The organism is Campylobacter lari, from assembly GCF_001017575.1.
Lineage (GTDB): Bacteria > Campylobacterota > Campylobacteria > Campylobacterales > Campylobacteraceae > Campylobacter_D > Campylobacter_D lari_C.
Map to the genome: position 1 here is coordinate 929,202 of NZ_CP011372.1, position 12,324 is coordinate 941,525.

17 protein-coding genes are annotated in these 12,324 nt (G+C 28.0%); 7 read left to right on the top strand and 10 right to left on the bottom strand.

Features of this window, described 5'->3' with window-relative positions; translation table 11 throughout:
* The first annotated feature begins 156 nt into the window (after nt 1-156).
* A complete protein-coding gene (gene rpsO, locus CD56_RS04890; RefSeq protein WP_047208369.1) occupies nt 157-429 on the top strand; it encodes a 30S ribosomal protein S15 in 273 nt (90 codons plus the stop codon).
* A 191-nt stretch (nt 430-620) separates the two neighbouring features.
* On the opposite strand, the gene CD56_RS04895 is transcribed toward rpsO, so the two are convergent.
* From CD56_RS04895 to ilvC, 5 genes are read right to left on the bottom strand one after another with little or no spacing between them, the layout of a single operon-like run.
* Nucleotides 621-1,514 (bottom strand): RsmB/NOP family class I SAM-dependent RNA methyltransferase, encoded by an 894-nt coding sequence (locus CD56_RS04895; RefSeq protein WP_047208370.1) that lies wholly within the window; start codon nt 1,512-1,514, stop codon nt 621-623.
* Nucleotides 1,501-1,887: a Holliday junction resolvase RuvX gene (gene ruvX / locus CD56_RS04900; RefSeq protein WP_047208371.1), complete on the bottom strand. Its 387-nt coding sequence runs from the start codon at nt 1,885-1,887 to the stop codon at nt 1,501-1,503. The genes CD56_RS04895 and ruvX overlap by 14 nt, the downstream gene beginning before the upstream one ends.
* On the bottom strand, nt 1,884-2,651 hold the full coding sequence (locus CD56_RS04905; protein WP_047208372.1) for a DNA-processing protein DprA: 768 nt from the start codon (nt 2,649-2,651) through the stop codon (nt 1,884-1,886). The genes ruvX and CD56_RS04905 overlap by 4 nt, the downstream gene beginning before the upstream one ends.
* Nucleotides 2,638-3,705, bottom strand: a complete 1,068-nt coding sequence (locus tag CD56_RS04910) for a divergent polysaccharide deacetylase family protein (protein ID WP_235375831.1) — start codon at nt 3,703-3,705, stop codon at nt 2,638-2,640. The genes CD56_RS04905 and CD56_RS04910 overlap by 14 nt, the downstream gene beginning before the upstream one ends.
* Nucleotide 3,706: 1 nt before the next feature.
* Nucleotides 3,707-4,729 (bottom strand): ketol-acid reductoisomerase, encoded by a 1,023-nt coding sequence (ilvC, locus tag CD56_RS04915; RefSeq protein WP_012661655.1) that lies wholly within the window; start codon nt 4,727-4,729, stop codon nt 3,707-3,709.
* 108 nt (nt 4,730-4,837) lie between these two features.
* Here ilvC and CD56_RS04920 point away from each other — a divergent pair, with 108 nt between their 5' ends.
* The 6 genes from CD56_RS04920 to CD56_RS04945 all read left to right on the top strand — a co-directional run bounded on the left by CD56_RS04920 (nt 4,838) and on the right by CD56_RS04945 (nt 9,697).
* Nucleotides 4,838-6,778, top strand: a complete 1,941-nt coding sequence (locus CD56_RS04920; protein WP_047208373.1) for an RNB domain-containing ribonuclease — start codon at nt 4,838-4,840, stop codon at nt 6,776-6,778.
* A complete protein-coding gene (holA, locus tag CD56_RS04925; protein WP_039641691.1) occupies nt 6,771-7,736 on the top strand; it encodes a DNA polymerase III subunit delta in 966 nt (321 codons plus the stop codon). The genes CD56_RS04920 and holA overlap by 8 nt, the downstream gene beginning before the upstream one ends.
* Before the next feature lie 90 nt (nt 7,737-7,826).
* Nucleotides 7,827-8,201 (top strand): 30S ribosomal protein S6, encoded by a 375-nt coding sequence (gene rpsF / locus CD56_RS04930; protein ID WP_012661658.1) that lies wholly within the window; start codon nt 7,827-7,829, stop codon nt 8,199-8,201.
* A gap of 3 nt (nt 8,202-8,204) precedes the next feature.
* Nucleotides 8,205-8,732, top strand: a complete 528-nt coding sequence (locus CD56_RS04935; protein WP_047208374.1) for a single-stranded DNA-binding protein — start codon at nt 8,205-8,207, stop codon at nt 8,730-8,732.
* A gap of 11 nt (nt 8,733-8,743) precedes the next feature.
* The gene (gene rpsR / locus CD56_RS04940; RefSeq protein WP_039618521.1) at nt 8,744-9,004 is read left to right on the top strand and encodes a 30S ribosomal protein S18; all 261 of its coding nucleotides are present in this window, start codon (nt 8,744-8,746) and stop codon (nt 9,002-9,004) included.
* Nucleotides 9,005-9,055: 51 nt separating this feature from the next.
* The gene (locus CD56_RS04945) at nt 9,056-9,697 is read left to right on the top strand and encodes a MarC family protein (protein WP_047208375.1); all 642 of its coding nucleotides are present in this window, start codon (nt 9,056-9,058) and stop codon (nt 9,695-9,697) included.
* On the opposite strand, the gene CD56_RS04950 is transcribed toward CD56_RS04945, so the two are convergent.
* Genes CD56_RS04950 through fliW form a run of 5 tightly spaced genes read right to left on the bottom strand, consistent with a single transcriptional unit; the run spans nt 9,679 to nt 12,226 of the window.
* Nucleotides 9,679-10,101 carry a hypothetical protein gene (locus CD56_RS04950; RefSeq protein WP_039619645.1) on the bottom strand — a complete coding sequence of 141 codons (423 nt, stop codon included), beginning with the start codon at nt 10,099-10,101 and terminating at the stop codon, nt 9,679-9,681. The genes CD56_RS04945 and CD56_RS04950 overlap by 19 nt on opposite strands.
* Nucleotides 10,098-10,826: a type II secretion system protein gene (locus CD56_RS04955; RefSeq protein ID WP_047208376.1), complete on the bottom strand. Its 729-nt coding sequence runs from the start codon at nt 10,824-10,826 to the stop codon at nt 10,098-10,100. Before CD56_RS04955 ends, CD56_RS04950 begins: the two co-directional genes overlap by 4 nt.
* Nucleotides 10,810-11,106: a hypothetical protein gene (locus CD56_RS04960; RefSeq protein WP_039618527.1), complete on the bottom strand. Its 297-nt coding sequence runs from the start codon at nt 11,104-11,106 to the stop codon at nt 10,810-10,812. Before CD56_RS04960 ends, CD56_RS04955 begins: the two co-directional genes overlap by 17 nt.
* Complete coding sequence (locus CD56_RS04965; RefSeq protein ID WP_047208377.1) at nt 11,103-11,831, bottom strand: pyrroline-5-carboxylate reductase; 729 nt, start codon at nt 11,829-11,831, stop codon at nt 11,103-11,105. The genes CD56_RS04960 and CD56_RS04965 overlap by 4 nt, the downstream gene beginning before the upstream one ends.
* Nucleotides 11,831-12,226 carry a flagellar assembly protein FliW gene (gene fliW / locus CD56_RS04970; protein WP_012661666.1) on the bottom strand — a complete coding sequence of 132 codons (396 nt, stop codon included), beginning with the start codon at nt 12,224-12,226 and terminating at the stop codon, nt 11,831-11,833. Before fliW ends, CD56_RS04965 begins: the two co-directional genes overlap by 1 nt.
* Nucleotides 12,227-12,324 lie beyond the last annotated feature (98 nt).

Sequence of the window (12,324 nt, forward strand, 5' to 3'; positions counted from 1 at the left end):
TATAATATTATTTTTGGTTATTAATAAAAATTTTTATTATATCAAAAATAAGTATCGATAAATATTAAATTTCATATTTTTTAAATTTCAGCATTCTTTTTGGTTTTTTAGTTATAATTACATCTTTTAATTTAAATACCGCTCAGGAGGTCTATTATGGCTTTAGATTCGGCTAAAAAAGCAGAAATAGTTGCAAAATTTGCTAGAAAAGAAGGAGATACGGGTTCTCCAGAAGTTCAAATCGCACTTTTAAGTGCAAGAATTTCAGATTTAACAGAACACTTAAAAATCTACAAAAAAGATTTCTCTTCTCGTTTAGGTCTTTTAAAGCTTGTTGGTCAAAGAAAAAGACTTTTATCTTATCTAAAAAGAAAAGATTATCAAGCTTACACTAAATTAATCAACGAATTAAACCTAAGAGATAAATAAGCCTCGTGCTTATTTATCTTCTTTATATATTTTTTATTATATTTATTTACTACTATTTTAATTTAAGTTTTCAAAATTTTGATATTTTATTCACAAGAGTTTCACAATGTGATTTTAGCTTCTAAGCACTTAAAAATAGCACTTTAAGTTTTGTGAATAAAAATATTTTTCACATTTAATTTTATTGATTTTTAAAGTTTTTTCACTTTTGCTATAAAAAAACCGTCCGCATAGTCATCCGGTAAAACTCTTTTGGCAAATGATAAATCAAATTCATCACTCTTTGCATATATAAAATCAACATTAGCTAGATTAAAATCAAGCAATTCTAATTTAAAATTTTCATTTCTTAATGCATTTTCTAAAACCGCTTCATTTTCTTCTCTTAAAAATGTACAAGTACTATACACTAATTCTCCACCATGTTTTAAAGCTAGCAATGCTGAGTGTAAAAGTTTTTTTTGTAAATTTGCAATTTGCTTAATTTCCTTTGTATTTTTTTGTATTTCAAAACCCATTTTTGCAAAAGTTGAGCAAGGCGCATCAAGTAAAATTTTATCAAATTTCAAAGGACAAGCTTTACCTATAGTACGTGCATCTTTTAAGAAGCATTTTACAATTTTAACTTGATAATTTTCCATAGTTTTTTTTAAGGTAAAAAAACGTGTTTTAGATAATTCACAACTTGCTAAATAACCCTCATTTTGCATGAAATTAGCTAAATTTAAGCTTTTTCCACCAGGAGCTGCACACATATCCAATACACTCTCACCAGCTTTAACACCCAAAGTTTTAGCACACAAGTACGAAGAGTAATTTTGTATATAAAACTTACCCTCATTAAAAGCTTTCATTGAGCTTAGTTTGCTTTTGAAGATACTTGGAATTTTATAACAATTCAGATCAATTTTTTCAAATTCTATATTTTCATTATTTAAAATTTCTTCTAGTTTTTCATTATCAACAAGTAAAGAATTTCTAAAAATATTAATATATTTTTCTTGATTAAAACTTTGAAGGATTTGTTCTTTTTGCTCTTTTGTATAAATTTCATCTAAAGCTGTATTTAAATCAAGTAAGGCCATAAAAATCCTTTAAAAACAAATACGCAGCTAAAGAATCAAGTTTGCCATCTTTTTTCTTTAAATTCACCATGCCAAGTTCTTGTGCATTTTTAGAACTAAAACTCTCATCGACAAAAAAAACTTCTTTGTCAAAATCAAGTAAAGATACGAAATGTTCTACCCTTTTTCGCATTTCATCTTCACTAGATCCACCTAAAGGAACTCCTACCACCAAAGTATTTACATCATACTCTTTGATGTACTTTTTTACCTCATTTGCTGCTTGGTTGCGATTTTTTCTAATAATAGCTTCAAGTGGCATAGCTATACTTTTATTAATACACAAAGCAACACCAATACGCTTTAAGCCTATATCTAATGCTAAAGTTTTCATAAGCAAGCTCTTATTTTCACTCCAGATATTTCTACCAAACCCTCAAGTTCATATTCATAAACTCTATCACCAAATTTTTTTAAAACTTTTTCTAAATCATCTTCATGTTTTAAAAAACTTAATAAATCATCTTCGCTTTGCTCTTGATGAAACTCTCCAAACATTTTTACAAATTCATCAAAATCATGAATTAAATTTGCCTTTTTTGTGGCTAAAAGCAAATTTGTTCCTTCGCTTTCATTTTTCCTATGAGGTAATACATATATAGATTTATTCATACCTAAAGCAAGTCTTGCACTTTGCATAGAACCACTTTTTAAATCAGCCTGGGCTATTACAACAACCTCACTTAAAGCAATAATAAGTCTATTTCTTAATAAAAAATCATAAGGCTTTGCCTTATAATTTCCTTCATTTTCACTTAAAGCCAAAGCATTTTCATAAATATTTAAAATTTCATTTGTGTTTGCTTTTGGATAAATCTCATCAAGCCCATTAGCAAATATAGCTATAGTTTGAGGATAGGCTATTTTAGCTGCTTGGATATCCACCCCTAAAGCCCCGCCACTTACTACACAAACCTTAGTTTTTTTTAACAAAGTCACCAATTCAACAAGACAATTTTTAGTATAAACACTCATTTTTCTAGAACCTATAATAGCCACTTTTCTAGCATTTAAAAGCTCTAAATTGCCTTTATAATAAATCTTTGAAGGCGGATTTAAAAGATTTTTAAAATCTTCAATATTCTCAATAAATTTCATTTAAATACACAAGCTCAACTGAATTTAACAAATCTTTACTTTGCACCAAGGCCTTAAAAGTCTTTTCTCTTGGATGACCAATAGCAATAGCAAAACCTTTCTTTTTTGCCTCTTCTACTGCTTGTTTGAGTTGATTTTTAATATATGTTATATCATCTTCATTATCTAAAAAAACATCTCTAGCTATATAAGGCTGATTAAACTGACTTGCTAAGTTTTTGGCTTTAGAATTTCCTATGGTTCTTGAATCAACAAAAATAAAATCATTTTGCTTAAAGGCACTAAATAATTTTTCCATAGCCTGTTTATTTGCAGTAAATAAACTTCCTGTATGGTTGTTAATAAATTTTACTTTTGGAAATTGCTCTTTTACAAAAGCTATGCGTTTGCTTATTTTTTGTATATCATCACTAGGGTGCAAGGTATTTAATTCTGCCTTGTCATATTTTATAGCAGCAAGGGGCAAATGCACCATAAAAAAGTCAAAATCCTTTGTAAACTCAGCTGTATAAGGATGGCGTTTATCAGGTGGAAAAAAAGATGGGATTAATTTTAAATTTGTTTTTTTAAGCATATCTACATGAGTGTGACTTGCCATATCATCTATAATAATTGCTAGACGAGGTTTGCTATTTTTTTGCACTAGGATTTGAGTTTTATTATCCTCATTTTTATCTGATATATTTTGCTCTTTATTGATTAATTCTTTGCTTGTATTTTGATCTATTACTTCTAAAATTAAAGTTTGATTATCCTCTTTAGTTTGATTTAACTCTGTATTTACAGGGTTTAAATTTAAAATTTCACTAATATTTTTATCTAAAAATTCTAATTTTTCATTTTCTAAAGTCAAATTTATATCATTAAAACTAAAATTATTTTCTTGTTCTTTTGTAGGTGGTAATGGTTCTTTTTTAACTATGGTTTGATTATAGTCTAAGGTTTTATTTTCTTCTTTTTTTAAAAACAAAGCTCCAAATGCAAAAAGAAAAATTCCAATTATAACAAGACAAAGTGCTAAAAGCACTTTGTATTTTTTATTTATAGTTTTCAAATTAGTTTTTATCTTTATCAACTAATTTTTTAGCACTAATCCAAGGCATCATAGCGCGAAGTTCGCGTCCTGTTTTTTCTATCAAAGAATCATTCATTAATTTACGCTCTGCGTGCATTCTTGCAAAATTTGCTCTTCTTTCTAAGATAAAATCTTTAGCAAAACTTCCATTTTGTATGTCTTTTAAAACACCTTTCATAGCCTCTTTAGTTTCTTTGGTAATAATCTTAGGCCCTGTGATATAATCTCCATATTCAGCTGTATTAGAAACAGAATATCTCATATCAGCAATACCGCCTTGATAAATCAAATCTACAATTAATTTCATTTCATGTAAACACTCAAAATACGCCATTTCAGGCTCATATCCTGCTTCAACTAAGGTTTCAAAACCAGCTTGGATTAAAGCACTAAGTCCTCCACAAAGCACTGCTTGCTCACCAAATAAATCTGTTTCAGTTTCAGCTTTAAAAGTCGTTTCTATAATACCTGTTCTACCACCACCTATAGCACTAGCATAACTTAAAGCTAAATTTTTAGCATTTTTACTTTCATCTTGGTGAATAGCAATTAAACAAGGAGTACCCCCACCTATACTAAATTCATGTCTTACAGTATGACCAGGAGCTTTAGGAGCTATCATAATCACATCTATGCCTTTTGGAGCAACAATTTGTCCATAATGGATATTAAATCCATGTGCAAATGCTAGAGTTTTACCTGCCTTTAATTCAGGTTTAATTTCTTCATTAAAAATTTCACTTTGAATTTCATCAGGAGCTAAAATCATAATCAAATCTGCTTCTTTAGTAGCCTCTTTTACGCTTTTTACTATAAAATTTGCTTTTTGAGCTTTTGCCCAACTTTGTCCGCCCTCTTTTAAGCCTATGATCACTTCTACGCCACTATCTCTTAAATTCATAGCATGAGCATGACCTTGAGAGCCAAAACCTATAATAGCTACTTTTTTTGATTTTATTAAATTAATATCACAATCTTTATCATAATAAATTGATACAGCCATTATGCACTCCTAAAAATTAAAATTAAAGCAAAGATTATAACTAAAAAATATAAATTTAATCCTTTTATGATAAAATTTAAGTTTTGAAAAATTACTATAAAGAGTCTTATGAAAGAATTATTTAATCAACTAAGTTATGGTCTAAATGCCAATGAAATTACCAATAAAAACAAGCAAATCATTAGAGAATTATTAACTTGTGATATTATTAAATTTTATAAAAATAAATACTATTTAAAAGATGGCTTTACTTTTGGTAAGATTGATATTTCTGTTAATGGAACGGGATTTTTAGAAAGTTTTGATCCTGCTTTTAAGCGTGATTTACTCATAGAAAATAAAAATTTAAAAGGAGCAAATTATGCTGATATAGTTGTGGCAAAATTACTCCCTCTTAAAAAAAAGCGTCCAAGCGCTAAAGTTATTTTAATACTTAAAAGAGCCCACGAAACTTCTTTGGTTATGACTAAAAAATACGGAGAAGCAGTCCTTGGAGTAAATATTCAAACAGGGCTTACATGTGCCTTAAAAGCCTCTCAAAAATCTTTAAAAGCTCTGCCTTTAGGAACTATTTTAAAAATAGAAAATCATGATAATAATATCACCGAAGTGATAGGGCATATTGATGATGATTTTGTAGATGAAAAAATTTCCTTAGCACTTTTTAATAAAAATGCAATTTTTGATAATTTATGTGAAAATGAAGCAAAAGCTTATGGAGATAAAGTTGATGTAAGCATGTATCCATCAAGAAAAGATCTTAGAAATTTAAATTTTTGCACCATTGATCCAATTGATGCAAAAGATTTTGATGATGCAATTTATTATGATAAAAATGAACATGCCATTTATATAGCCATAGCTGATGTAAGTGCTTATGTGCATGCTTATAGTGCTATTGACAAAGAAGCAAGATCAAGAGGCTTTTCGATTTATTTTCCTCATATTGCCATACCTATGTTGCCAAGAGCTTTGAGTGAAAATATTTGCTCACTAAAACCTAATGAAGATAGGTTAGCATTTTGTTTTAAAATAAGTTTAGATCAAAACAATGAAGTGATTAAAGAAGAGCTTTTTGAGGCTATTATCAACTCAAAACGCCGTTTTAATTATGATGAAGTTGATGAGTATTTACAAACGCAAGAAGATTTAGGTGCGATTAATTGGCTTTATGAAGTTTTTAAAATCACTCAAAATTTACGTAAAAAACGTCTAAAAAATGCTTGTGAGTTTAAAACCCAAGAGCTAAGAATGACTTTAGATGAAAATAACAAACTCATAAAAACACGCCTTGAAAATGACACAGCCTCACATAATTTAATCGAAGATTGCATGCTTTTAGCCAATAAAGCTGCAGCAAAACTCATTGATATAGGAGTTTTTAGAAATCACTTAAGTCCTGATTATAAAAAAATAGATCAATTGCTAGCTGATCTTTCAACACTTAGTATAGATATTAATCCTAAAAATAATGTCATAGAATTATTTAAAGACATTCAAGTCTTAGCAAATGAGCTAAATATAAGAGAAGAAGTAGATAAGCTCATCATCAAAGCGCAAAAAAAGGCGGAATATTCTAGTGAAAATGCAGGACATTTTGGCTTAGGCTTTGATAAATATACCCATTTTACAAGCCCTATTAGAAGGTATTCTGATCTTATTTTACATAGACTTTTAAAAGCTAAAATTAACAATGATGAAAAAATGTTTAATTATTTGCTTTTAAATATACAAAGCACTTGTGAGGAATTAAGCTTACTAGAAAGAGAGGCAGATAAAGTTGCTTGGCATTTCATGGATAGAAAATTTGCAAGATGGGCAAAGGAAAATATAGGAAAAAGATTTAAAGCTTTAGTGGTAGAAAATCAAAGTTCATTGCAAGTAAAATTAAATGATGAAATTAAGGGAGCTTTGATTACCATTATAGGTTCAAGGGCAAATTTATTAGAAAATGTAGAAGTAGAAATCACTGAAGTGGATATTGTTAGTGCTAAAATTTTTGGCAAAATCACCAAGCATTTTAGTTTAGAAAGAAACCAAAATGTATAAAAATCAACTCCAAAGCTTACTTAATAGCAATAGTTTTCCTAATTATTTCTTGCTTTATGGAGCGGATAATTTCCAAATAGAGCTTTATGCTAAATTTATTAAAGATAAATACTCTTTTGATGAGAGTTTAAGATTTTATTTTGAAGAATATGATTTTAAGCAAGCTTATGATTATTTATCTAGTGCTTCCTTATTTAGCGAAAGAAAACTACTAGAAATCAAAACCCAAAAGAAAATCCCAAGTAAAGAACTCAAACAACTTTTACAGCTTTGTCAAAATTCACAAGATAATTATTTTTTACTTGAAATTTATGATGAAAACTCTAAACAAAGTGAAGCGGAGAAAATTTTTGCTAATAATTTTTGTAGATTTTATAAAGTAAATTCAGCCAAAGAAGGTATGGAATTACTAGCTTTAAAAGCTAAAGAGTTAAATATTAACATCACTCAAAATGCCCTTTATACTCTTTTTTATAATTTTAATGAAAATTTATATTTAGCAGCTAATGAGTTAAATAAATTTAATGGTTTAAATATTGATGAAAAAATCATTCAAGAGCATTGTTATAGTTTAAGTACTATTAGTTTTGAAAGTTTTTTTGATAAATTAATGCAAAAACAAGATTTAAGAAACGAACTTGAAAATATTTTAGAAAATTATAATGAAATAGCATTGATTAATGCCTTATATGCAAATTTTTCTAGACTTTTTAAAATTGCATTACATGTTAAAATTTATGGAAATTTAGATTTAAAAGAAATTTTAGGCTATGCCCCGCCTATTTCTGTGGCACAAAATCTTCAAAAACAAGCTCTTATGATCAAAATATCACAATATAAACATATCTTTTTGACACTTTGTAATTGCGAATATGAATTAAAAAAGAATTCTAAAATAGAAAAAAAAGAGTTTTTAATCGCAACACTTTTACAACTTAGCTCCATATTGAAAAGTTAAATTAAGAAAACTTATGGTAAAATAAAATTTGCATTTTATGCAAATCCTTGCCTAAAAATTTTAGGCTTTATATCCATAAGGAGAAATTAAATGAGACATTATGAAGTTTTATTCATATTAAAACCGACACTTACAGAAGAAGAGGTAAGTGCTAAGTTGGAATTCGTAAAAGAAGTCCTTACAAAAAATGGCGCAGAAATTGAAAGCGTAGTTCCAATGGGAACAAGAAAACTTGCGTACAAAATTAAAAAATACGAAAGAGGAACTTATTTTGTGATTTATTTCAAAGCTCCTACAAATTTAATAGCAGAGCTTGAAAGGGTATTAAGAATCACTGAAGAAGTAATTAGATTTTTAATCGTAAAATATGAAAATAAAAAAGAAATTGCGGCTTGGGAAAAACTAAGCAAAGGTATCAAACAAAATAAAAAAGAAATCAAAGCTAGCGAAAGTACAGAAGGCTAATTAATGTTTAATAAAGTCGTTTTAGTAGGTAATCTTACAAGGGATATAGAGATGCGCTATGCTCCATCAGGTAGCGCAATAGGCTCTTCTGCTATAGCTGTAACAAGAAGATTTAGTACAAATACAGGAGAAAAAAGAGAAGAAACCTGCTTTATCGACATTAGTTTTTTTGGTAGAACAGCAGAGATTGCTAATCAATACCTTAACAAAGGTAGTAAAGTTTTAATTGAAGGTCGTTTAAGATTTGAGCAATGGAGCGATCAAAATGGACAAAATAGATCAAAACACAGTATTCAAGTTGAGAATTTAGAAATGTTAGGTTCAACTGTACAAAATAACCAACAAAACAATTTTGACAATCAAAATTATGGTTATAATCAAAATTTTAACCAACAACAAAGTTTTGATCCTTATGCTCAAGTACAAACTAGAACAAATCCATCTAATACTTATCAAAATCCTCAAAAAGAACCCCCTATGAAGGAAATTGATATTGATAAATATGATGATGATACAGAATTACCATTTTAAAGGAAAAAATCATGGCAGAAAAAAGAAAATATTCACGTAAATATTGCAAATACACTGAAGCTAAAGTTGATTTCATTGACTATAAAGATACAGCATTGTTAAAACATGCTTTATCGGAAAGATTTAAAATTATGCCACGCCGTTTAACAGGTACTAGCAAAAAACACCAAGAAATGGTTGAAGTTGCTATTAAACGTGCAAGACATGTAGCACTTATCCCTTATATCGTAGATAGAAAAGAAGTTGTTACTAATCCTTTTGAAGGATTATAATTATTAAATCAAACCCAAGCTTTTTAGCTTGGGAAAATAAAAGGTTGTTTTATGTTTTCAGATATAGAATCTGAAATTTATGTTATCTTGCTTGCTTCTGTTGCTATTATAGCAGTTTTAAATCCTTTTGGAAATCTTCCTCAATTTCTCGCAATGACTGAGGGCTTAGATGCTGATACAAGAAAAAAACTTTTTAGAAATATCATTTATACTGCATTTTGTATTGTTTTAGTTTTTTTACTTTCTGGACCATTTATCATGAAATATTTATTTAAAATAGATATTAATGATTTACGAGTTGCAGGTGGTTTGATTTTAATCATTATGAGTACTAAAAACTTACTTTTTACTCCATCAAGTTCTCAATTTCAACATTATCAAGGATTAAGTCATAAAGAATTATTGAAAAAAAGTATAGTCCCAATGGCATTTCCTATGCTAGTAGGTCCTGGAACACTTTCAACGATAGTGGTTATTTCAGAAGATCAAAATTTAGCTATAGCTATAGCTTCTGTACTACTTACCTTTGCTTTTATTTTTGTTTTATTCCACTTTTCAGCTACCATTGAAAAAGTCATAGGAAAACTTGTGCTTTATGTTTTTTCACGTATTGCTTTAGTTTTTATTATGGCTATGGGAGTAAAAATGATAGCCATTGGAATTCAAACTTACATTCAATCTAATTTAGGATAAACAAAAAAACTTTTTTGTAAAAACACTTCTTCATTTACTGCTTTATTGTCATTTAATAACACGCTAATATTTACCGCTATAATGCTTTTTGCATTAGCATCATTTGCTATCAATTTATATCCTTTACACTCACCCAAAGGATAGGCGTAATCAATTCGTATTTTTATATTATTATATTCAAAATTATATTCATTTAAGCATTCTTTACCCTCTAAATAGGCTTGATATAAAAAATATTTAGAAAGCTCTTTTACATCATGAAGTAAAATCTTTCCTTGAGTATAAAGAGTTAAATCTTTCATAATTCTTGGAGAATATGAAGAAATTTTTATCACAAATGCCATAACAAAAGAGATAAATAAAATAAAAGATATTGTATAAACCATAGCAAACGATTTTTTCATAAAAACATCCACTTTGATAAACATTCATTTTGACTTTTATCGCATATTAGAACTTTTAACGTCTTATCATCTTGCTTGAAAATAAGCCTTGAAATATTTTGAGCTAGTAAAAAAGATCGTTTGTTATGATTTAAATCATCTATTTGCATATAAATATTTTCATTTTCTAAATATACTCTAACATAAGCATATAAAATAGTATAAAATCCACTAAATTTCTCACTATTAAAATGGATTTTCTCTCTATCACTAACTAGTGCTTTATAAATTTTTGAATTTTGTATATCATAAAAATACATATAATCATTAGCATATATTTTTAACTTTTTTTCACTATGCATATCTTTATAATTACTTAAAATTCCTTTAGAACTTCCATTTTCTATAAAATGTAAATTGCTTTTTGGACTAAAAAAACTTTCATTGTTTTCTAAAATAATGCCACTAAAGTTTAATTTTTTTAATGATAAATCATAAAAAATATCATCATTTGCACTCATATAGCACTCAAAAGAACTACTTGTCAATGTCGCATTTAAACAAGAGTGATAAATTTTTTCCATACTAAGCAAAGTTTGGTTTAAATTTAAAAATACTGTGTTGGAATTTTTAATTTTGTAACTATGATTATAAAGATGTATAGCTGGATTGCTTAAGATAGCAATCAATACACCCAAGATAACAATGCTTAGCGCAAGCTCTAATAAACTAAAAGCTTTTTTCATCTATAAAAGCTTCTTTATAGGATAAATCTTTTATTTTTAAAGATTTGAGTTTAAACTCATCACTAGTGTATTCTAAAAAGTTATAAGTATTTATATTTACTTCTTTTGCTTTATATGAAGGATTTTGCATAAATAACTCTTTTTCTTCATTAAAAAGGATTTGATTTTGCCATATAATATTTAAAGATTTATTTGCAAATATAAGATAATAAGATCCAAAAACAAAAGATAAAATTACAATACAAAAAGCAAGCTCTAGGAGACTAAAAGCTTGCTTCATTTGTTTAAACTTGCATTAAAAGCTTCAAAAAAAGTACCGCGCAAAGCTCTTTTTTCTAAAGTCTCAACTCCTCTTATAGTTACCCCTGCTGGAGAACAAATTTTTTCTTTGATAATAGCAGGATGTGTATGGTTAAACAAAGCACTAAAGCTTTCAAAACAAGCGCGAGTAAGCTCATAGCTAAGCTCATTTTTTAAACCATTTTTAACACCTGCATTTGCTAAACTTTCTGCTACCAAAGCCAAAAACGCAGGAGCACAGCCACTTAAAACCATAGCCACATCAAATTCTTTTTCATTTTGCAAACTTATGGCTTTACCAAAAGTATTTAACAAAGATAAAATTTCATCTTTATATGAATCATTTTCCATCAAATACGCAGTCGCTGAGGCTTTAAATTCAGCTGCTGTATTTGGCATGATTTTTATATAATTTTGCGCATTAACACAATGAAGTTGCTCAAAAGTAGTATTTGCTAAAACTGAAATAAGCCATCTTGCCTTGCCTTTTAATTTAACAGCTACTTCTTCTAAAGCATAAGGTTTAAATGCTAAAATAACATTTTTATCTTCTAAATCAAATTCTTCATAAGATAAAACTTCTAAATTTAAACTACTAGCTTTTTTTAAATCCCTAGCAACAATAACTACTTTATAAGTATCTTTTAAACCTTTAGCTATAGCACTTGCCATAGCACCATTTCCTAAAATATAAATTTCAGACATTATTTTGTTTGTTTAATAAAAGCTGAAATCTTTTCAGATTGAAAATAATTAGGATATTTACTTGTATCTAAAATCACTTGCACTAAAGAATTATTATCATAATTCATCACAACAGGTGCTAAAAAATTCACAGTAGATTCTTCTAATGGCTCATTAATAGCCACTATAACAAATACACCAAAATTAGTTTGTTCATTTAAAGCTAATAATTCTTGATAATAATCAGGTACTTCAAAATCATAATCAGGACGGATCATATAAGGATCAATCATTACAAAAGAAAAATCTTTGCCATCAAGGCTTTTAAGTCTATAAAAAACCTCATCTATTTTGTAAAAGTTCATATTTTTGGTATCTTCAAACCCCAAAATAGGACATTTAACTTCTAAGTTCATTTTGCCTCCTAAAATCTATTGACTAAGAAATTACAACTCATAAAGCAATTTTAGTTCCAACTTTTTCAATTGTGCTAATTAAAACTTTTTGATTATAA